Source organism: Maricaulis sp., from assembly GCF_017643475.1.
GTDB lineage: Bacteria > Pseudomonadota > Alphaproteobacteria > Caulobacterales > Maricaulaceae > Maricaulis.
Genome location: NZ_JAEPNI010000002.1, coordinates 273,854 through 292,728, shown reverse-complemented (window position 1 = coordinate 292,728; position 18,875 = coordinate 273,854). Strand labels below are relative to the sequence as shown.

General features: G+C 62.6%; 21 protein-coding genes. 12 read left to right on the top strand and 9 right to left on the bottom strand.

Features of this window, described 5'->3' with window-relative positions:
• Positions 1 to 52: 52 nt before the first annotated feature.
• Genes JJ889_RS08685 through JJ889_RS08665 form a run of 5 tightly spaced genes read right to left on the bottom strand, consistent with a single transcriptional unit; the run spans position 53 to position 4,168 of the window.
• Entirely contained in the window at positions 53 to 1,456 is a 1,404-nt protein-coding gene (locus tag JJ889_RS08685; protein ID WP_291893878.1) for an FAD-binding oxidoreductase, read from the bottom strand.
• Positions 1,456 to 2,403 (bottom strand): L-threonylcarbamoyladenylate synthase, encoded by a 948-nt coding sequence (locus tag JJ889_RS08680; RefSeq protein WP_291893875.1) that lies wholly within the window; start codon positions 2,401 to 2,403, stop codon positions 1,456 to 1,458. The genes JJ889_RS08685 and JJ889_RS08680 overlap by 1 nt, the downstream gene beginning before the upstream one ends.
• Positions 2,404 to 2,441: 38 nt before the next feature.
• Entirely contained in the window at positions 2,442 to 2,984 is a 543-nt protein-coding gene (locus tag JJ889_RS08675) for a YceI family protein (RefSeq protein WP_291893872.1), read from the bottom strand.
• A gap of 7 nt (positions 2,985 to 2,991) precedes the next feature.
• Positions 2,992 to 3,567 (bottom strand): cytochrome b, encoded by a 576-nt coding sequence (locus JJ889_RS08670; RefSeq protein ID WP_291893869.1) that lies wholly within the window; start codon positions 3,565 to 3,567, stop codon positions 2,992 to 2,994.
• Complete coding sequence (locus JJ889_RS08665) at positions 3,560 to 4,168, bottom strand: YceI family protein (RefSeq protein WP_291893866.1); 609 nt, start codon at positions 4,166 to 4,168, stop codon at positions 3,560 to 3,562. The genes JJ889_RS08670 and JJ889_RS08665 overlap by 8 nt, the downstream gene beginning before the upstream one ends.
• Positions 4,169 to 4,295: 127 nt before the next feature.
• Between JJ889_RS08665 and JJ889_RS08660 the strand changes: the two genes are divergently transcribed.
• Positions 4,296 to 6,056 carry an acyl-CoA dehydrogenase gene (locus JJ889_RS08660; protein ID WP_291893862.1) on the top strand — a complete coding sequence of 587 codons (1,761 nt, stop codon included), beginning with the start codon at positions 4,296 to 4,298 and terminating at the stop codon, positions 6,054 to 6,056.
• On the opposite strand, the gene JJ889_RS08655 is transcribed toward JJ889_RS08660, so the two are convergent.
• Entirely contained in the window at positions 6,057 to 6,440 is a 384-nt protein-coding gene (locus tag JJ889_RS08655) for a hypothetical protein (protein ID WP_291893860.1), read from the bottom strand. It abuts the gene before it with no gap.
• 198 nt (positions 6,441 to 6,638) lie between these two features.
• Here JJ889_RS08655 and JJ889_RS08650 point away from each other — a divergent pair, with 198 nt between their 5' ends.
• The 10 genes from JJ889_RS08650 (at position 6,639) to dxs (ending at position 14,469) form a co-directional block, all read left to right on the top strand.
• Positions 6,639 to 6,869 (top strand): hypothetical protein, encoded by a 231-nt coding sequence (locus JJ889_RS08650; RefSeq protein WP_291893857.1) that lies wholly within the window; start codon positions 6,639 to 6,641, stop codon positions 6,867 to 6,869.
• Positions 6,866 to 7,180: a YbjQ family protein gene (locus JJ889_RS08645; protein WP_291893855.1), complete on the top strand. Its 315-nt coding sequence runs from the start codon at positions 6,866 to 6,868 to the stop codon at positions 7,178 to 7,180. The genes JJ889_RS08650 and JJ889_RS08645 overlap by 4 nt, the downstream gene beginning before the upstream one ends.
• Complete coding sequence (gene lepB, locus JJ889_RS08640) at positions 7,177 to 7,947, top strand: signal peptidase I (RefSeq protein ID WP_291893852.1); 771 nt, start codon at positions 7,177 to 7,179, stop codon at positions 7,945 to 7,947. Before JJ889_RS08645 ends, lepB (JJ889_RS08640) begins: the two co-directional genes overlap by 4 nt.
• Before the next feature lie 3 nt (positions 7,948 to 7,950).
• On the top strand, positions 7,951 to 8,730 hold the full coding sequence (gene lepB / locus JJ889_RS08635) for a signal peptidase I (protein ID WP_291893848.1): 780 nt from the start codon (positions 7,951 to 7,953) through the stop codon (positions 8,728 to 8,730).
• A 44-nt stretch (positions 8,731 to 8,774) separates the two neighbouring features.
• Positions 8,775 to 9,656 (top strand): NAD(P)-dependent oxidoreductase, encoded by an 882-nt coding sequence (locus tag JJ889_RS08630; protein WP_291893846.1) that lies wholly within the window; start codon positions 8,775 to 8,777, stop codon positions 9,654 to 9,656.
• 4 nt (positions 9,657 to 9,660) lie between these two features.
• The gene (locus JJ889_RS08625) at positions 9,661 to 10,596 is read left to right on the top strand and encodes a histone deacetylase family protein (protein ID WP_291893844.1); all 936 of its coding nucleotides are present in this window, start codon (positions 9,661 to 9,663) and stop codon (positions 10,594 to 10,596) included.
• Between the two features lie 49 nt (positions 10,597 to 10,645).
• A complete protein-coding gene (locus tag JJ889_RS08620) occupies positions 10,646 to 11,248 on the top strand; it encodes a histidine phosphatase family protein (RefSeq protein ID WP_291893840.1) in 603 nt (200 codons plus the stop codon).
• 57 nt (positions 11,249 to 11,305) lie between these two features.
• Positions 11,306 to 11,557, top strand: a complete 252-nt coding sequence (locus tag JJ889_RS08615; RefSeq protein WP_291893836.1) for an exodeoxyribonuclease VII small subunit — start codon at positions 11,306 to 11,308, stop codon at positions 11,555 to 11,557.
• 76 nt (positions 11,558 to 11,633) lie between these two features.
• A complete protein-coding gene (locus JJ889_RS08610; protein ID WP_291893833.1) occupies positions 11,634 to 12,527 on the top strand; it encodes a polyprenyl synthetase family protein in 894 nt (297 codons plus the stop codon).
• Between the two features lie 16 nt (positions 12,528 to 12,543).
• Positions 12,544 to 14,469 carry a 1-deoxy-D-xylulose-5-phosphate synthase gene (dxs, locus tag JJ889_RS08605; RefSeq protein WP_291893829.1) on the top strand — a complete coding sequence of 642 codons (1,926 nt, stop codon included), beginning with the start codon at positions 12,544 to 12,546 and terminating at the stop codon, positions 14,467 to 14,469.
• A 190-nt stretch (positions 14,470 to 14,659) separates the two neighbouring features.
• Here dxs and JJ889_RS08600 read toward each other — a convergent pair whose 3' ends face one another.
• Positions 14,660 to 15,199, bottom strand: a complete 540-nt coding sequence (locus tag JJ889_RS08600) for a hypothetical protein (protein ID WP_291893827.1) — start codon at positions 15,197 to 15,199, stop codon at positions 14,660 to 14,662.
• A gap of 163 nt (positions 15,200 to 15,362) precedes the next feature.
• Between JJ889_RS08600 and JJ889_RS08595 the strand changes: the two genes are divergently transcribed.
• Complete coding sequence (locus JJ889_RS08595) at positions 15,363 to 16,088, top strand: TlyA family RNA methyltransferase (protein ID WP_291893824.1); 726 nt, start codon at positions 15,363 to 15,365, stop codon at positions 16,086 to 16,088.
• A gap of 71 nt (positions 16,089 to 16,159) precedes the next feature.
• Here the strand turns inward: JJ889_RS08595 and JJ889_RS08590 are convergent, their stop codons facing one another.
• Entirely contained in the window at positions 16,160 to 16,921 is a 762-nt protein-coding gene (locus tag JJ889_RS08590) for a hypothetical protein (RefSeq protein ID WP_291893821.1), read from the bottom strand.
• Between the two features lie 406 nt (positions 16,922 to 17,327).
• Positions 17,328 to 18,839 carry a glycine zipper domain-containing protein gene (locus tag JJ889_RS08585; protein WP_291893818.1) on the bottom strand — a complete coding sequence of 504 codons (1,512 nt, stop codon included), beginning with the start codon at positions 18,837 to 18,839 and terminating at the stop codon, positions 17,328 to 17,330.
• Between the last annotated feature and the right edge of the window lie 36 nt (positions 18,840 to 18,875).

The following is an 18,875-nucleotide window of genomic DNA, read 5'->3' as shown; positions in this document are numbered from 1 at the left end:
AATCCTGAGCTGCGTGTTCATCTGGCAGACAGGGGCGGTTGCGATCACTACTCTACAACAAAACCCGCGGATTCATGATGCCTTTCGGGTCCAGGGCGGACTTGATCGCTTTCATGACCTTTACATCGACCGGTTTGCGGCTGGCCAGTTCCTCGCGTTTGAGGACGCCGATGCCATGCTCGGCCGAGATGGAACCGTCGAACTCGGCGACGGTGTCGTAGACGATGCCGGAAATGCCGGAGGCGTTGGCCATGAATGCCTCCGCCTGGCCCGGGCTGGGGGAGGCGAAATTGAAGTGGACATTGCCGTCGCCGACATGGCCGAAACAGAACACCACCGCTTCCGGATAGGCCTGGGTTACGCGTTCGCTGCCGAGCTCGATGAATTCCGCCATGCGCGAAACCGGGATGGAGACATCGTGTTTGACCGAGCGGCCATAGGCACGTTCAGCCTCGGCGATGCTCTCGCGCAGGCGCCAGAAATCCCTGGCCTGGGTCTCGTTCTCGGCGATGGCACCGTCCTTGATGAGGCCCTGTTCAAAGCCGTCTCCCAGCGTCTCCTCCAGCGTTTCCCGGGCACCGTCGGCGCGGCCGAAGCTGAGTTCGCACAGCACATACCAGGCCTGTTGGGTTTCCAGCGGGTCACGGGTGCCGGGCACGTGTTCCAGAACACGCTCCAGGGCGATGCGCGGCAGGATCTCGAAGGCGGTCACGGCATTGCCGGACAGGCGTTTGGCCAGGCCCAGGAAGGTTACGGCGTCCTCGACACTGTCCATGCCGACAAAGGCCAGCTCGGTGCGGGCCGGGCGTGGGAAGAGTTTCAGCGTGGCCGCGGTGATAATGCCCAGCGTGCCTTCGGCGCCGATCAGCAATTGCTTGAGATCATAACCGGTATTGTCCTTGCGCAGGCCGGTCAGCCCCGACCAGATCGTGCCGTCGGGCAACACCGCCTCGAGGCCCAGCACCAACTCCCGCGTCATGCCGTAACGCAGGACCTGCACCCCGCCGGCATTGGTCGAGATCAGACCGCCAATCATGGCCGAGCCCTGTGAGCCCAGCGCCAGCGGGAACAAGCGCTCGGCATCGGCGGCGATATTCTGCAGGTTTTCCAGCACGCAGCCGGCCTCGACGGTCATCGAGTCATTGCCGATATCCATCGCGCGGACCCGGGTCATGCGTTTCAGCGAGATCAGCACCTCCCCCTGGGGCGTTGCCGCGCCACACAACGAGGTATTGCCGCCCTGGGGGGTGATGGCGATGCCGGCTTCGGCGCAGATCCTGACGGCCGCCGAGACGTCTTCGGTTGAACCCGGCTTGAGCAGGATCGGGGTCGAGCCCTGATAACGGCCGCGCCAGTCCTCGACATGCGGGGCCAGTTCGCTGGCGTCCTCGCTCCAGCCCTTTGGTCCGAGCGCGTCCTTGAGGGCCTGGCGGATTTCCTCGGTCACTTGCGTCATCAGCTGTCTCTCGGGGCTGCAGCACGTTGCAGCCGGTCATTGATGGCCTCGCCCAGGCCAGTTGCGGGAATGGGTGCGACGGCAATTGTCGCCGCGCCGCTGGTGTCGAGTTGTCTGAGCGCCGCGAACAGGCCGGTGGCCGCCTCCGCCAGATCACCGGTTTCGGACAGGTTGAGATCGCCGGCAATCTCGCCGAAACCCAGCAGGATCTCGTCATTGCGCGCCTCGGTCGCGTTCAGGCGCACCTTTGCGCCGGGCGCGTAATGGCTTTTCAGCATGCCGGGACTGGCCGGTGTGGCGCTGTCCTCGATCCGGGCCAGGGGGCCGGTCAGCGGTTCGATGGCGCCGCGATCAAGACCACCGGGGCGCAAAAGATTGGCCGTATCGTCCTCGACCATGACCACGGTGGACTCGACACCTACCGGGCAGGCGCCGCCATCCAGGATAAGATCGATCTTGTGCCCCAGGCCTTCAAAAACGTGCTGCGCTGTTGTCGGGCTGATGGAGCCGGAAGGGTTGGCGCTGGGTGCGACCAGCGGCCGGTCGACCGCGCGGATCAGCGCCTGAGCCGCTGGATGGGCCGGAGCGCGAATGGCGACGCTGTCGAGACCTGCATTGGCAAGATCACAGATCGGCGCTGTGGATTTTTTTGGCAGGACCAAAGTCAGCGGGCCGGGCCAGAAGGCCTGCATCAAGCCGCGCGCCAGTTCCGGTACATGCGCCAGCCGCGCCGCCATGGCCGCATCGGTGACATGGGCAATCAGCGGGTTAAAGCGCGGACGTCCCTTGGCCTCGTACAGACGAGCAACAGCATCCGCGTCGGCGGCATTGGCGGCCAGGCCGTAAACCGTCTCGGTTGGCATGGCCACAAGCCCGCCGCCGCGCAGGAGGTCTGCAGCGCGTTCGATGGCCTCGTCATGGCTGGCGGGAATAATTTCGGTACTCATGCCGCACAGCTAGCGCCATGCTGCACTGCAACGCAAGCCTAGTTCGCGGCATCTGCCTCGATATGCAGCACGATTGTGACGTTTGCGGCGGTATCGCCCCATCCCGAGGCACCGACACCGTAATCGGAGCGCGCGATCTCAAGCTCGGCATCGGCGACAGCACGGCCGCCATCGATGGTGAGAGAGAAGGGCAGGACCACGGCCTGGTCAGTGCCGCGAATACTCAGCGTGCCATGGGCTTCATAACCGGTGTCGGTCGCACGTACATCCTCTGACACGAAACGCGCTGCTTCATGGCTCTGAGGCGCGAGGCCTTCCTCGCTCAACATGGAATCATCCATCTGGCCATTGCCGGTCGAGCCGCTGGCCGTGCCGACACGGGCTTCGATGCGGGCATTCTCCAGATCGGACGGGTCCAGTGTGACCGCGGCCTCATAATCGGTGAATTCACCTTCGACAGACCCGCCAAAGGCCTGCGTGACAAAGCCGACGCGGCTGGCATCTGTGTCGAGTGTCCACTCCTGCGCTGCGGCCGGTGCTGCGAGAAGAGCGATGGAGACGGGGAGGAGGGTACGCAACATGGTGGGGCTATCCTTTGAGTAAGGGGATCATGCGGGCGAGGAGATTGTCCCGGTCGAGGAACTGGTGTTTCAGCGCCGCCGCTGCGTGCAGACCGACCAGGATGAGGATCACCCATCCACCAGCACCGTGGGCCGAGCCCATCGTGTCGGCAAAGGCCTCGGTCTGCGGGACCGGCAGACGCGGCAGGGTCAGGTCCGGATTATTGAAGAGATAGGACGGGAACGGCGAAGCGGAAGAGGCCATCCAGCCGCCAACCGGCATGCCGATCATGATCGCATAGAAAGCCATGTGCGTGCCGTGGGCGACCGTTTTCTCCCAGGGTTTCATGCCCTCGGGCAGGGCCGGGACCGGATGTGTGAACCGCCAGCCCAGCCGGATCAGGCTTAGCATCAACACGATGATGCCGGTGGTCTTGTGCATGTTGTAGGCGGCCTGGACTTCGGTGAGCGTGGTGCCGCCCCCGGCCTGGGCGTCTTCCAGCAGGCCATCCATGTACCAGCCGAAAAACACCATGCCGACCAGCAGGATGGCGAGCAGCCAGTGCAGAATAATCGCAACAGTGGAATAACGGGCCTCAGTCATCGAGTGCTCCTGTCCTTAGAAACTCGGCTTCGATCTCAATAAACACATCAGCGCCGACAATGGATTGTGGCAAATTGCCAATGCCAAAGGCCGTGCGGTCAATCTGCATTCGCCCGGAAAAGCCCAGGGCGCGTCGCTGTTCGAATGGATTTAATACACCGCCATGGAAGTCGATCTCCATCACGGTGTCGATCTCGCGCCCGTTGAGAAAAAGCGTGCCGGTCGCGCGTCCGCTCGCTTGTGAGATGACCTCGATCTGTGTGCTTTCAAAGCGGATCTGTGGGCTGGACCCGGCATTGAGCCAGCCATTGGCGAGGTCCAGGTCAAATTCGGTGTCGCCGGTGGAAATGCTGGCAGCATCGACCGTGGCGACCAGTCGGGCTGTTTCCGGCGAGGCTGGGTCGAAGTCCAGGCTGGCATCCATCGTGTCAAAGCGGCCGACATACCAGGAAATGCCCGTATGCCGGACCCGCCAGGCGACACTGGTATGGCTGGGGTCGAGTTCCCAGCTGCCTGTTGGCAGGCGCGCAGGCGCGGTGACGGGGGTAATGCAGGCGCTGAGAACCAGCGCGGCAAAAGGTATCAGATGACGTATACGCATGGCCCCAATCTATTCTCACACCTGCAGAATGTAACCGCTCTTGCCGTGAAAGCTGAGAAAATCACCTTTTCCAGTCTCGCAAGTTTCGTTTTGCGCGTTATGTTCGGGGCGCTGGTTGGAGGACTTCATGACATATCAGGCACCCGTCGATGAATTGCGTTTCACGCTCGAGGAAGTGGCTGCGGTAGGCGCAGTCAAATCCGGTGGCGCGTTTGCCGAGTTTTCCGAGGATCTCACCTTTGCGATCCTGGAAGAAGCCGCAAAACTGGCGGGGGGCGTGCTGGCTCCGCTCAATCGCACGGGCGATTTGCAGGGCTGTACGCTCAAGGATGGCGTGATCACCACCCCCGAAGGTTTCAAGGACGCTTATGCCCAGTTTGTCGAAGGCGGCTGGCAGGGGCTGCAATTCCCGGCTGAAGTGGGTGGCATGGGACTGCCGCGCGCTCTGGGCGTGGCCGTGCTGGAAATGATCCAGTCGGCCAACATGGCCTTTGGCCTGGGTCCGATGCTGACTTATGGCGCGATCGAGGCGCTGCTGGCGCACGGCACGCAGGAGCAGCGCGACCAGTACCTGCCCAAATTGCTGACCGGCGAGTGGACTGCAACGATGAACCTGACCGAGCCGCAGGCCGGATCGGATGTCGGTGCGCTGCGCACTAAGGCCGAACCCAATCCCGACGGGTCGTGGTCCATCTCCGGGCAGAAAATCTACATCACCTGGGGTGAGCACGACTGCACGGACAATATCATTCACCTGGTGCTGGCCCGCACGCCGGGATCGCCGGAAGGCACCAAGGGCATCTCGCTCTTCATTGTGCCGAAATTCCTGGACGACGGGACGCGCAATGCCGCGACCGCGATCGGGCTGGAGCACAAGCTGGGCATTCACGGCTCGCCGACCTGTACGATGGAATATGCCGGCGCCAAGGGCTGGCTGATCGGTGGCGAGAATGCCGGCATGCGCTGCATGTTCACGATGATGAATTCTGCGCGCCTCAATGTCGGTGTCCAGGGCGTGGGCATTGCCGAGCGCGCCTATCAACAGGCGCTGGCCTATGCCAAGGATCGCAAGCAGGGCAAGGCCATCGAGGCCGATGGTCCCGGGCCGCACGCCATCATCGAACATCCCGATATCCAGCGCACGCTCGCCATGATGCGCGCCAAGATCGCGGCGTCCCGCGCCATTTGCATCGCCACGGCGGTCGCGGCCGACCTGGCTGAACATGCCGAGGATGAGGAAGAGCGCGCCGCGGCCAAGCGCCGCGAGGAGTTGCTGACCCCGATCGCCAAGGCCTGGTCGACCGATATCGGTGTCGAGGTTGCCTCCATGGGTATCCAGATCCACGGTGGTATGGGCTTTATCGAGGAGACCGGTGCCGCCCAGCATCTGCGCGATGCGCGCATCGCTCCGATCTATGAGGGAACCAATGCCATCCAGGCGCTCGACCTGGCCGGACGCAAGCTCTCGATGGCGGGCGGCGCGGCGTTTGAGGAGCTCTACGCCGATATCGAACAGACCATCGAGTCCTGTTCCACTTCGTCCCACCCCGATCTGCCGCCGCTGGCCGAGCGTCTGGAAGATGGTCTGGACGCGCTCAAGGAAGCGGCCGCCTGGCTCAATTCGTCCGATCCGGCCGACCGCCTGTCCGGTGCAACGCCGTTCCTGACCCTGGCGGGTGAGGTGATCGGTGGCTGGATGCTGTGTGTGGGCGCTGTCGCCGTACGTCGTCGCCAGAAAGAGAATATCGGTGACCCGAAATTCGCTGCCGAACGCATCGCCCTGGCCAATTTCTATGCCGAGGCCGTGCTGGCGCTGTCGCCGTCACGCGTCGACGATATCACGATTGGCTATGACATGATTTCGGAACTGGGTTTCGAGGCGGGCTGATCAGACCCACATCGTGGAGGCATTGCCGACGCCGCGGCCGTCCAGCAGGCGGATGAAGCCGACGACATTGCGGATCAGCACCCACAGCCAGATCGCGGCATATCCCAGAAAGCCGATGGGCATCAGGATAAAGGTGAAGATCATCACGGTAGAGAGGACCAGGCCGACCAGCGCCGCCCAGAAGGTGCGGATCTGGAATTCGTAGTGGGAGTGCAGCCAGTTTGGCGCCTGGTCTCTGCGGGCATAGCCGATGATGACGGCGATGATCGATGAGACGCCGATGATATTGCCCAGCAGCATGAGCACATAACCCAGCCCGGCAAACAGCTTGTCGTCGCGGTCTGCGGCCTTGTTGGACGGGGCTTCGTATATCGTGTCGCTCATCGAGGGGCTCCTTTAGCCTGAATGTATCCGGTCCCACGTGGAAGGGCAGGGGGAACAGGGTTGTGACTGTCCCCCGCGACACTGCCGCCACGCTGCGGCAAAATCTGGGCGTGTTGATGCCGAAGGGGTTTCTTGTCGCCGGGTTTCGATTTACCCATGTCGTCGGGGAGCCCTTATGGGCCATAGGGAGATCGGCGCGTGCGCCTGGACTGGATCAAGACGAACCGGAATTTGCTGCAGTTTGTGACGGGCCTCGCTGGCTTGCTCATCCTGATCCTGCTGCATCTTCTGTTCGGTATCAGAGTTGGCTGGCCCTGGGCGCTGGTGGTTCTGATCTGTCCGGCCCTGATCGCGATCTCTCTGGCAGAACAATATCTCGCAGCCGAGCGGCTGTACGAGCAAGAGAGTAACGAGGAGAGTGCGCCATGATCGTCACTATGTCTGACAACGTCCCGGGACACGAAATCGACAGCGTCATCGGACTGGCGCGCGGCAATGTTGTGCGGGCGCGTTTCTTCGGTCGCGACTTTATTGCAGGTTTGCGCAATCTGGTCGGCGGCGAGGTGCCGGAATACACCAAACTCCTGGCCGAGAGCCGTGAACAGGCCATGGACCGCATGGTCCGCCACGCCGAGGAGCTGGGCGCGGATGCGGTTATCACTTTCCGCCTGTCGACGGCGACTGTTATGGATGGATCAGCAGAAATTCTCGCGTACGGAACGGCGGTAAAACTCAAATGAATCCTCTAGTGCAGCGATTGATGGACCGGGCCGCTGGCGAAGTGCTCGAAATCGTTAGATTTCTCGGCGGAGTGATCGCCGTCTGGCTGGTCCTTGTGACCTTCATCTTTGCCGCATTTCACATCCCGTCCGGCTCCATGCAGCCGACGCTGGAAGTCGGTGATCGCGTTCTTGTCTCCAAATGGGCCTATGGTTATTCGCGCCACTCCCTGCCGCTGGGCATTGGCTATCTGTTGCCCAGTAGTTGGAATGGACGCATTGCCTGGGCGGATCCGCAGCGCGGCGATGTGGTGGTATTCCGCGACGAACGCCAGGCCGATGGTCGTCCGCGTAATCTGATCAAGCGTGTTATTGGCGTTGCCGGCGATACGATCGAGATGCGTGATGGCCGCCTCTACCTGAATGGCGAGGCTGCTCCGCGCGTGCTGGAAGAGGTGCGCACCTATCGCGAAGGCCGTTCGCCTGTCCTGCGTACTGCGACCCTCTATACCGAGGTCCTGCCCGGTGATCGCGAACACGAAATCTATGAGCGCACGGATGATTTCGCACTGGACGATTATGGTCCTGTGACCGTTCTGCCCGGCACGGTTTTCGTGATGGGCGATAATCGTGACGCCTCCAATGACAGCCGCGCGCCAAGCGGGCCGGGCCTGGTCCCGCTGGCCAATGTTGTCGGCCGCGCCGAGACGGTGATGTTCACCATGGCCAATTGTCGCCGTGAAGCTGAACTTTATTGCCCGACGGGCCGTGTCTGGAGAGGCCTCTAGGTCATGTCGCGCACGTATCGCCTGCTGCGTCGATTGCCCCGCTGGGTGCGGGCCGGCTTGAGAGAAGGTGTCGAGGCCGTACGCTTCTTCTCCGGCGTCGTGGCAATCTGGTTTGCCTGGTCCTCGATCGCCTTTGCGACCTATTACATCCCCAGCGAAAGCATGCAGCCGACGCTGGAAGTCGGCGACCGTATCATCGTGTCCAAATGGGCCTATGGTTATTCGCGCCACTCCCTGCCGCTGGGGCTGGGGCACTGGTTGCCGGACAGCTGGGACGGCCGGATCGGCTGGGCCGAACCCGAGCGTGGCGATGTCATCGTGCTGCAGTCCCCGCGTGAGGACCTGGTGCTGATCAAGCGCGTGGTCGGTGTTCCGGGCGACAGTATCGAGGTGCGCAATGGCCGCCTGATCATCAATGGTGACCTGGTCTCGCGCGCAGAAACAGAAACGCGCCGTTATCGCCAGCACAATGGTTTTCCAGCTGTCGTTGATGTGATGGCGTTCGAGGAAGAGCTGCCCGGGGCGTCTACACACTGGATCTATGAGCGTACCGACCGTCATCCGCTGGATGATTTCGGCCCGATCTCGGTTCCGGTCGGGCATGTCTTCCTGATGGGCGATAACCGCGACAATTCCATCGACAGTCGTGCCGCGGGCGGACCGGGCTTCGTACCGATGGTCAATATCATCGGCCGGGCGGAGACGGTGCCGTTCACCTTCGAGCGCTGCGATAACGAGCCGGAACTACACTGTCCGACAGGCCGGGTCTGGCGTCCGCTCTGATCCCGCTCTAGTTTCCTGTACTCGATAAAGGGCGGGAGACCAGAATGAGCCTCAAAAACAAGACCATCTTCATCACCGGTGCCAGCCGTGGCATTGGCCTGGCGATTGCCGAGCGCTGTGCACGTGACGGCGCCAATATCGTTATCGCAGCCAAATCCGTGACCGAGGATTCGCGACTGGGCGGCACCATCCACACAGCGGCAGAAGCAGTGGAAGCCGCCGGCGGCCAGGCCCTGGCGGTGCAGTGCGATATCCGCGATGAAGCCAATGTCGAAACTGCGGTCGCCCAGGCGGTCGAGCGTTTCGGCGGCATTGATGCCGTGGTCAACAATGCCTCGGCCATCTATCCGCGCGGCACGGCCGATGTTCCGATGAAGCGGTATGACCTGATGCACGGCGTCAACGGACGTGGCACCTTCCTGGTGACCCAGAAATGCCTGCCGCATCTGGAAAAGGCGGAAAACCCGCACATTCTTGTACTCTCGCCGCCCCTGGACATGCGCCCGCTCTGGTTCGGTCCGCACGTGGCCTATACCAGCGCCAAATACCAGATGAGCCTGTGCGTGCTGGGCTGGGGAGCAGAATTCAAGGGGCGTATCGGCGCCAATGCCATCTGGCCGCGCACAGCGGTTGCCACGGCCGCGATTTCCAACGTCTTGGCCAATGACGAGGCGATGAAGACCTGTCGCAAGCCGGAAATTCTCGCCGACACAGCCTATGCCGTGCTCAACAAGCCGGCGAAGGAATTCACCGGCAATTTCCTCATCGACGACACCTTCCTCTATTCGGAGGGCGTAACCGATTTCGACCATTATTCCGTCGAGCCGGGCACCGATCTGCTGCCGGACTTCTTCGTGCCGGAAGAGGACGAGGCGCCGACCCCGCCGGGCGTGAAGATCATGGACCTGTCGGGACTGGCCGGCTGACACTATGAGCGTCCTGATCGTCGACAGTCCGGCCAGCGCCGGACACGCAGTGCCGCCGGACAATCCGGAACATCCCGGACGTTATGCGGCGGTCAGGCGCGCGCTTCAGCAGCTTTCTGGCGGTGAGTGGATCGAAAGCCGTTCTGCGACCCGTGACGAGCTGGAGCGGTTTCACACGCCTGGGCATGTGGAGCGTGTGCTGTCGGCCTGTGCTGCCGCCGAAGAAGGTGGCTGGCATGGGCTGGACTGGGACACCCATGTGCAGCAATCCTCGGCTGCGGCCGGATTGCATGCGGCAGGCGCGGCGCTGGAGGCCGTGGATCGTGTGATGGCCGGGGGGCCGCGACAGGCCTTTTGTCTCGCCCGCCCACCGGGGCATCACGCTGAACCGGACCGGGTGATGGGTTTTTGCCTGTTCAATTCCGTTGCCATTGCAGCCCTTCACGCGCTGGAAGCCTACGGGCTCGGCCGGGTGGCGATCATTGATATCGATGTGCATCACGGCAATGGCAGCCAGTGCCTGGCCGAGCGCGATGAGCGTGTCTTCTTCAGTTCCCTGCACCAGGCGCCACTTTATCCCGGCACAGGCCGGGAAGGGGAGACGGGGCTCAATGGCAATGTTCTCAACCTCACCTTCGCCGACAATTCCAGCTCCGCTCTTTGGCGTCAGCGCTTCGAGGCAGAGGTCCTGCCGGTACTCGCGAGGTTTCGTCCGGAGGTCATTCTGGTCTCGGCCGGATTTGACGCGCACGAGGCGGATCCGCTGGGTGGGTTGAACCTGACCGATGCCGATTACGGCTGGGTGGCCGGAAAAATACGCGCGAGCGCGGATGAATTTGCGCATTCCCGGCTTGTTTCCGTGCTGGAGGGGGGATACGACTGCCCCGCGCTTGGCCGGGCTGCTGCTGCCTTTGTCTCGGGTCTGTACAGCGCGCCGTAGAACCGTCTGTGAGGCGGGGCTATGGCTGGTGCCAACTGGATGAGCGTGAATGTCGAGCCCTGTCCCCGTCAAAGCCCCGCGAGTTCCCGGACGTCTTACCGTCGCCCGGCACGGCAAGCCTGACGCAAACCGCGAGCAGATGCTTGACTGGCGCGGGTATGAGGACTGGTGGGACAATACCTATCAGCCAGCCAGCCTGGTGCCCGGGCAGGATGCCTGTGACAATCTCAAGGCCGCCGCTGCGGCGTCCCATATCGTCTTTGCCTCCACGCTTCAGCGCGCAATCGAGACCGCGCAGGGCGCGGCGCCCGGGCGCGAGCTGGTGATTGATCCGGTGTTTGTGGAGGCCGAATTGCCACCGCCACCGATCCCGGGGCGTTACATGGCCAAGACCTGGGGCGTGTTTGCACGCTGCAGCTGGTGGTTTGGCATGTCCCGCGGCCGGGAAAGCCGGGTTGATGCGGAAGCCCGCGCGCAGCAGGCGGTGAACCGCCTTGTCGAGGCCGCGCAGGAGGGTGATGTCACCGTCTGCGCGCATGGTTGGTTCAACCGCATGATGCGCCCCTATATCAAGCAGGCAGGCTGGAAATGTGTGCATGATGGCGGGGACAGCTATTGGTCCTATCGCCAATACGAATATCGCGGCAAATGACGCGTTGCCCGCGTGCCCGAGCCTGCCTATTGTGCGGCGTGTCCTGGAGAAGACCCAATGCCTGAAACGCCCAATGCCGACATCGCGACCATGAATTTCGAGCAGGCCCTGGCCGAGCTGGAACGAATCGTCCAGCAGCTTGAAAGCGGTGAGGTGGAGCTGGAGCGTTCAATCGCGATCTATGAGCGCGGCGCTGCCCTGCGCGCGCATTGCGAAGGCAAGCTGAAGGATGCCGAGCTGAAGGTCGACAAGATCGTCAAGGGTGAGGACGGTTCACTCTCGCTTGAACCGGCCCAGCTGGACCAGTAAGGACCCGCCCGGGTTTCGTGTGATTTCCAAGTATCAAGCTGCGACCCGCTGAAGGTCGCCCTGTTGAGAGAGCCGCATGAGCGCTGAGAGCTTCGAGCAGAAACTGAACGAGACCGCTGACCGTGTCACCGTCGCGCTGGACGCGCTTCTGCCGCGTGCCGAGGGCCCGGAAGCCTCGCTCAATTCCGCCATGCGTTACGCAGCCCTGGGGCCGGGCAAGCGCCTGCGTCCTTTCCTGACCATGGAGCTGGGTAATCTGGTGCACGGTGACGAGCGCGGTCTGTTGCGTGCAGCCTGTGCGGTGGAGTGCATTCACGCCTATTCCCTGATCCATGATGATCTGCCCTGCATGGATGATGACGACCTGCGCCGCGGGCGGCCGACCGTGCACAAGGCCTATGACGAGGCGACGGCGGTGCTGGCCGGAGACGGGCTGCAATCCATTGCCTATGAAATCCTGGCGCACCCGGACACACATACCCAGGGCGCCGTGCGGGCGCGTCTGGTGGAAAAACTGGCCCGCGCCAGCGGTGCCAGCGGCATGGTCGGCGGGCAGATGATCGACATTATCGGCGAACGCGAAACGCTCGATATTTCAGTGGTTACGCGCATGCATCGCATGAAGACCGGCGCCCTGATCAATTTCACCGCCGAGGCCGTGACCACGCTGAAGGATGTGGAAGATCACATCCGCCGTGCGCTAGAAGGGTTTGCACACGATCTTGGCTTGGCTTATCAGATCACGGACGACCTTCTGGATGCCACGGGAGATGTCGACGAAGCGGGCAAGGCTGTCGGCAAGGATGCCGGTCAAGGAAAAGCCACCTTTGTCACCATTCTGGGCGTTGAGGGTGCCGAGGAACGGTCGCGACACTTGGCCGCGCAGGCCAAGGAGCACCTTGATCCGTTCGGCGAGCGTGCAAATTTGTTGAGGGAAGCGGTCGACTTTGTCCTGAAGCGCCGCTCTTGAAAGGCGGGTAGCCGGAATGTCTGTAAAGACGCCGAATCTTGATCGAATTCAAAATCCTTCGGACCTCAAGAATCTCGACCTGGACACGCTTAAGTCGGTTGCCGACGAATTGCGCGCCGAGACCATCGACGCAGTTTCTGTCACCGGTGGTCATCTCGGCTCTGCCCTGGGTGTCGTCGAGCTGACCACGGCGTTGCACCATGTCTTCGATACGCCGGACGACAAGGTGATCTGGGATGTGGGCCACCAGTGTTACCCGCACAAGATCCTGACCGAGCGCCGTGACCGCATCCGTACCCTGCGCCAGGGGGGCGGACTGTCCGGTTTCACCAAGCGTGCCGAGAGCGAGTATGACCCGTTCGGTGCTGCGCATGCCTCGACGTCCATTTCCGCCGGGCTGGGTTTTGCTGTCGCGCGTGATCTGAAAGAGGAAAGCCGCAATGTCATCGCCGTCATCGGTGACGGCTCGATGACCGCGGGCATGGCCTATGAAGCCATGAATAATGCCGGCGCGCTGAATTCGCGCCTGATCGTCATCCTCAACGATAATGACATGTCCATCGCGCCGCCGGTTGGCGCGATGAGCCATTATTTCTCTCGCCTGGTCTCCAGCCAGAGCTATCGAAACATCCGCAAAGTCGGCAAGGGTGTCGCCAAGGCATTGCACGTCCAGGAAGCGGCGCGCCGGGCCGAGGAATACATGCGTGGCATGGCCATGGGCGGCACGTTGTTCGAGGAGATGGGCTTTCGCTATGTCGGCCCGATCGACGGTCATGATGTGAGCCAGCTGGTCCCCGTCCTGCGCAACGTGCGTGATGGCGAGGAAGGCCCGGTCCTGATCCATGTCGTCACCCAGAAGGGCAAGGGCTACGCCCCTGCGGAAGCGGCGGCTGACAAGTATCACGGTGTCGCCAAGTTCAATGTCGTCACGGGCGAACAGCAAAAATCCAAGGGCGGTGCGCCGTCCTATACCGGCGTGTTTGCGCATCAGCTGATCAAGGAAGCCGAGGCGGATGACCGTGTCGTCGGCGTCACCGCGGCCATGCCCGGCGGTACCGGCCTGGACAAGTTCGCCGAGCGTTTTCCCGATCGCATGTTCGATGTCGGCATTGCCGAACAGCATGCCGTGACCTTTGCTGGCGGTCTCGCCGCAGACGGTATGAAACCCTATTGCGCGCTCTATTCCACCTTCCTGCAGCGCGGTTATGACCAGGTCGTGCACGATGTAGCGATCCAGAAACTGCCCGTGCGTTTTGCCATCGACCGGGCGGGCCTGGTCGGTGCGGATGGTTGCACGCACGCCGGTTCCTTCGATGTCGGATATCTCGGCGCCCTGCCGGGCATGGTAATCATGGCTGCGGCAGACGAGGCCGAGCTCTGCCACATGATCGCGACCGCCAACCAGATCGATGACCGCCCGTCTGCCTTCCGCTATCCGCGTGGCAATGGCACCGGCGTTGACCTGCCGGACGTTGCGGACGTGCTGGAGATCGGCAAGGGCCGGATCGTGCGCGAGGGCGGTTCCATCGCCATTCTGTCGCTGGGCACGCGTCTGGAAGAATCCCTCAAGGCCGCCGACGAACTGGCCGCCAAGGGTTTCCCGACCACGGTTGCCGATGCCCGCTTCGCCAAGCCGCTGGATGAGGAACTCATTCTGCGTCTGGCGCGTGAGCACGAAGTGCTGATCACGGTGGAAGAGGGCGCTGTGGGCGGTTTCGGAGCCTTTGTCCTGCACATGCTGGCTGAACGTGGCGCGCTGGACCGCGGCCTGAAGATCCGCACCATGACCCTGCCGGACGTGTTCCAGGACCAGGACACCCCGTTCAACATGTATGAAACCGCCGGCCTCAACGCCCGCCACATCGCCGCCAGGGCCCTGGAAGCCCTGGGCCGCGAACAGGAAGCGGCACAGGTGATGGCTGCGGGCGTGCAGGCTGAGTAATTGTTGCTCCAGCTCGGTGGGTGGGCATCTACTGCCGGTTTTTCTGGTGAAACTGAGATCGCTTTAATGCTGGCGCGTGGGCTTGCGGCTGCCGGTAGGCGGCATCATTGCTGTGATTAGGACGAAGCCCCTGCAGATGTTGATCCAAATTCGATCCGATCCGTCGACGGGCGGGATGCGCGCGTAGACGTTAAGTGCGCCGCAAGCATTCCGGCACAGACCCGGATGAACGCCGCGTCTCATTGTGTAGTCGCAAGGCACGCTCGAGAGGTGAGCGGTTGTCGACGATCAGTGTCATGAACCAGCCCCTGTCCGGCCCATGCTCATGCGCTTGCCAGCCGCCCATGCGGCTTCTTCCAATCTCGCCCAGCGGTTGGTCCGCAGTAACTGACCATTGACCGGCTGCACCTCCGTCATTGCTCGTAAGAAGAAGGGTTGGGTGTCCGTTTTCGGTCAGCGCTATTTCCAAAGATGGAGTGGTTTGAGGCCGCGTGCCGGTCACCACCTCAATGATGTCGCCGCTGATGTCGGGGCCGAGAGCGAGTTGTCTTGGCGTCTCGCTCCACTCGAAATCATCGAATGTTACGTACCATTCAGCCGCCCGGTAATCGCAGTGGGCCATACCGATATGAACGTGCACAGTCTGTGACGTTTGATGGGCAGCGGGCGATACACAAGCGGATGCGAGCGCTGCGGTTATTGCGATCATCCCGAAGCGGGCAGGCAGCATGGCGGTTCCCCTCGGTCGCTAGAATTGGGGTGTCGGGCGTCGTTCGGACAGTAATAGCGGGTAGGGTTGTTCGTGCAAAGCAAAATACCTCTTAGGTCCTCCCTCGGATTATCTAAGCGCTATTGGAGCTTGCGAACTGCCGGTGTTCGAGTGAAAAGATGCCATGCGTGCAGACAAATACCTCGTTGAAAACGGCCATTTCGAGACCCGCGCGCGCGCGCAGGAAGCGATCGAGGCGGGGCTGGTGACGCTGGACGGGGTGGCCTTGCGCAAGGCGTCTCAGAAAGTGCCGGCCGGCGCGAAAATCGAGGCCCAGGCCCTGCATCCCTATGTCAGTCGTGCGGCGCTGAAACTGGTGGGCGGGCTGGATGTCTTCGGCGTCGACCCGACGGGTCTGATCTGTCTGGATGTGGGCTCGTCCACGGGCGGTTTTACCGAGGTCCTGCTGGAACGCGGGGCGATGAAAGTCTACGCCGTGGATGTCGGCCGCGAGCAATTGCACGCGCGCCTGCGCGGAGATGATCGCGTGGTCTCGATGGAAGCGACCGATGCGCGGGATCTAACGGCCGAGGATTTTGACGCTCCGCCCTCGCTGATCGTCTGTGATGCGAGTTTCATCTCGCTCCTGAAAGTCATTCCCGTGCCCCTGTCCCTGGCCGCGGAGCGGGCGGTCTTTGTGGGGCTGATCAAACCCCAGTTCGAGGTCGGCCGCGACGGTATTGGCCGCGGCGGGCTGGTCCGGTCCGAGGACGAGGCCCTGCGCGCAGTGGACAGTGTCCGCACCGCTCTGGACGGCATGGCAGGCTTTCGGGTCGACAATGTCATCCCCAGCCCGATCGCCGGTGGTGATGGCAATCAGGAATACCTGGTGGTGGCGCGCAAGGGGTAGGGGCCGCCCCCCCCAAACAAAACGGCGACCCGTTTCCGGATCGCCGCTTCGTGTTCGCACTACTCTATTCACTAATTGCCGACAATCGTGTCGTAGGGGCGCCAGATGCCGTCATCGCCCTGGCACATATAGACCTGGACTTCGCCGACATAACCATCCGGGCCGCGGCGGCGGGTGGTCTGGTATTCGCAGACCCAGTCGGCGGAATTATAGCTGGCGCCGGAGCTGTAACCGGACGAGGCGTTGTAGCTGCGGGCGTTCTGGCTGGGCTGGGCGCCGCCGAGCAGTTCACCGTTTGAATAGCTGTCGGACCCGTCGGTATAGCCATAATCATCCGAGGAATACCCGTCGTCATAATAGCTGTCCTGGTAACGATCATCCGGCTTGCCGGAGTAACGATCATCATACTGGTCGTCATAACGGCGGTCATAGCGGTCGTTATAGCGGCTATCGCGATAACGCAGGTTCTCGCAATCATCCCCGCTGGCAATACCCGCGCCAATCAGGGCGCCGACGCCTGCGCCGGCGACCGTGGCCGCATCGTCATCGCTGGCATCACGATGATGGCGGCGGCGGTGGTGGCGGTAGCCACCGCGACGGTGATGGCGGCCGCGATGGGCGCGGCGCTCGCGGCGGTTATCGATATTCTCGTCGGCGATCTCGCTGCCGATGACAGCGCCCAGAATGCCACCGATCAGCGCGCCGGCGACCTGGCGACCCTGGCGATCGGAAACGCATTCCTCGTAACTTTGATAGTTCGACTGTGCGTGGGCCCCATTGGCAAACAGGGCCATGGCGCTCGCGGAAAGAAGGGCGGTTGTCAGCAGTTTCATGTGCGGTCTCCTCGTGAGCCAATTACCACGCAGCTCGTCAAGTGCTGGAGCCAAGCTATAGCGCCGTCGATGAGCCCAACATGAACGGTCGGGTTCACCCGATTACCATTGTGCAAGAAAAGGGCCTGGTTTGGGTTTCGCCGCGGGAAGGGTGACCCCTGCCCCTCGTCTGTCCACGATCCCCAACACTTGTCATCCCGGACGGATAGCCGGGCCTGACCCGGCTGGAGATCCGGGACCCATGCGGTCAGCGCTGTGGGTCCCGGATCTGCGCCCCGCTTTCGCGGGGCCTTCGTCCGGGATGACAAGCTTGGTGGCTTTTTCACCCCACAGACGCGCGCTCTGCCTCACAAAAAAGAACCGGCCCCTCTCGGAGCCGGTTCTGCCTCGTGTGGTCTTGCGAGGGTTACTGGTAGCGGGCGACCTGCCATTCGCCGTAAGCGTCGCGGCACATGCGGACCTCGTCGAGGCGATAGGTGCCGTCCGGCATGTAGATCTCCGCATCACCCCAGCGACATTCATTGCCGCCGTAACGATAGTTCTCGCGGATGGTGATCGAGCCGCGAATGCCCGAGTGCGGGTTGGCCCAGTAATACGGCTCGCCATACTCGAAGGCATAGTTCATCGCGTACTGGTACTGGGCGCGGTCGCAGTTATCCAGGCGGTCGACACTGCTGCCCAGGGCGGCGCCAAAACCTGCACCCAGCAGGATGCCCACGGCGGTGTCGTCATCATTGGCGGCAGCTCCGCCGATAATGGCGCCCAGGATGGCTCCGATGACAGCGCCGTCATTGTTTCCGTCATAGCGGCACAGACCATCGTAGTAGGCGAAACGGCGGCGGTCATAACCATAACGGTAATACCGGTCATGATAGCGCCAGCGGCTGGACGGACCCCAGTGGCCGTAATAACGCGAGTTCGACCAGCCATGGTTCATGTGGCGGATCCAGCGGGTCTGCTGACGCAGGCGGCGCTGATCGCGATAGAATTGGCGGCGGCGTTCCGCACGGCGCCAGCGGCGCTCGTCACGACGGGCTTCACGATAGTCGCGCCGATCCCGGCGGGCGTCCCGACGGTCTTCACGACGATCCCAGCGGTCCTCGCGACGGTCCCGGCGATAGTCACGACGGTCCTCCCGACGATCACGGCGGGCGTCTCGGCGATCTTCCCGGCGGTCGCGGCGGTTTTCGACACGATCCCGGCGGCGATCACGGCGATTATCTACCGTATCGCGGCGTTGCTCCTCGAACCGTTCACGACGCCGGTCCTGGCGGTCCTCAACCCGGTCCCGACGGCGATCCGTCCGGTCCTCGCGGCGCTCGCGCCGGCGTTCCTGGCGGGCATCCGCGGCGCGGCCATTATTGATCCGGTCCTGCACCTGTACGCGGCGTTCCTGACGGTTTTCCGCGCGGTTCTCGCGACGTTGCTGGCGATTATCAGCGCGGTTTTCCTGGCGACGCTGCTGACGGTTTTCCTGCCGGCGCTCCTGGCGGTTTTCCGAACGGTTTTCCCGGCGCTGCTGGCGGTTCTCCGAGCGATTTTCCTGGCGTCGCTGGCGATTTTCCGAGCGGTTTTCCTGGCGTCGTTGTTGACGGTTCTCCTGCCGGCGCTCCTGGCGATTTTCCGAACGGTTTTCCCGGCGCTGCTGGCGGTTTTCCGAGCGGTTTTCCTGGCGACGTTGCTGACGGCTCTCGGACCGGCGTTCCTGGCGATTTTCAGCGCGGTTCTGTCGTCGTTCCTGACGACCCTCCGCGCGTCGTTCCTGAGCCGCACGAATGCGCCGCTCATTGACTTCCTGCTGAACCTCGAACGCGGCTTCCTCGACAATCGCGGAGGCTTCCGCGGAACCGATAAACATCACGGAGGGCAGCAGGGCGGCAGCCATTAAGGCGGCTTTGGAGAAGTTCTTCTGGTTCATCTCGATCGCTCCCTATCGATGGGCCGGGATGTCCGG

Coding starts and splice junctions, on each gene's coding strand:
- JJ889_RS08610 (WP_291893833.1), top strand. CDS start 11,634: ATGAGCGCTGAGAGCTTCGAGCAGAAACTGAACGAGACCGCTGACCGT.
- JJ889_RS08615 (WP_291893836.1), top strand. CDS start 11,306: ATGCCTGAAACGCCCAATGCCGACATCGCGACCATGAATTTCGAGCAG.
- JJ889_RS08675 (WP_291893872.1), bottom strand. CDS start 2,984: ATGTTGCGTACCCTCCTCCCCGTCTCCATCGCTCTTCTCGCAGCACCG.
- JJ889_RS08590 (WP_291893821.1), bottom strand. CDS start 16,921: ATGAAACTGCTGACAACCGCCCTTCTTTCCGCGAGCGCCATGGCCCTG.
- lepB (WP_291893852.1), top strand. CDS start 7,177: ATGAATCCTCTAGTGCAGCGATTGATGGACCGGGCCGCTGGCGAAGTG.
- JJ889_RS08630 (WP_291893846.1), top strand. CDS start 8,775: ATGAGCCTCAAAAACAAGACCATCTTCATCACCGGTGCCAGCCGTGGC.
- JJ889_RS08645 (WP_291893855.1), top strand. CDS start 6,866: ATGATCGTCACTATGTCTGACAACGTCCCGGGACACGAAATCGACAGC.
- JJ889_RS08685 (WP_291893878.1), bottom strand. CDS start 1,456: ATGACGCAAGTGACCGAGGAAATCCGCCAGGCCCTCAAGGACGCGCTC.
- JJ889_RS08670 (WP_291893869.1), bottom strand. CDS start 3,567: ATGACTGAGGCCCGTTATTCCACTGTTGCGATTATTCTGCACTGGCTG.
- JJ889_RS08680 (WP_291893875.1), bottom strand. CDS start 2,403: ATGAGTACCGAAATTATTCCCGCCAGCCATGACGAGGCCATCGAACGC.
- JJ889_RS08620 (WP_291893840.1), top strand. CDS start 10,646: ATGTCGAGCCCTGTCCCCGTCAAAGCCCCGCGAGTTCCCGGACGTCTT.
- JJ889_RS08595 (WP_291893824.1), top strand. CDS start 15,363: ATGCGTGCAGACAAATACCTCGTTGAAAACGGCCATTTCGAGACCCGC.
- JJ889_RS08665 (WP_291893866.1), bottom strand. CDS start 4,168: ATGCGTATACGTCATCTGATACCTTTTGCCGCGCTGGTTCTCAGCGCC.
- JJ889_RS08655 (WP_291893860.1), bottom strand. CDS start 6,440: ATGAGCGACACGATATACGAAGCCCCGTCCAACAAGGCCGCAGACCGC.
- JJ889_RS08625 (WP_291893844.1), top strand. CDS start 9,661: ATGAGCGTCCTGATCGTCGACAGTCCGGCCAGCGCCGGACACGCAGTG.
- JJ889_RS08600 (WP_291893827.1), bottom strand. CDS start 15,199: ATGCTGCCTGCCCGCTTCGGGATGATCGCAATAACCGCAGCGCTCGCA.
- JJ889_RS08660 (WP_291893862.1), top strand. CDS start 4,296: ATGACATATCAGGCACCCGTCGATGAATTGCGTTTCACGCTCGAGGAA.
- lepB (WP_291893848.1), top strand. CDS start 7,951: ATGTCGCGCACGTATCGCCTGCTGCGTCGATTGCCCCGCTGGGTGCGG.
- dxs (WP_291893829.1), top strand. CDS start 12,544: ATGTCTGTAAAGACGCCGAATCTTGATCGAATTCAAAATCCTTCGGAC.
- JJ889_RS08585 (WP_291893818.1), bottom strand. CDS start 18,839: ATGAACCAGAAGAACTTCTCCAAAGCCGCCTTAATGGCTGCCGCCCTG.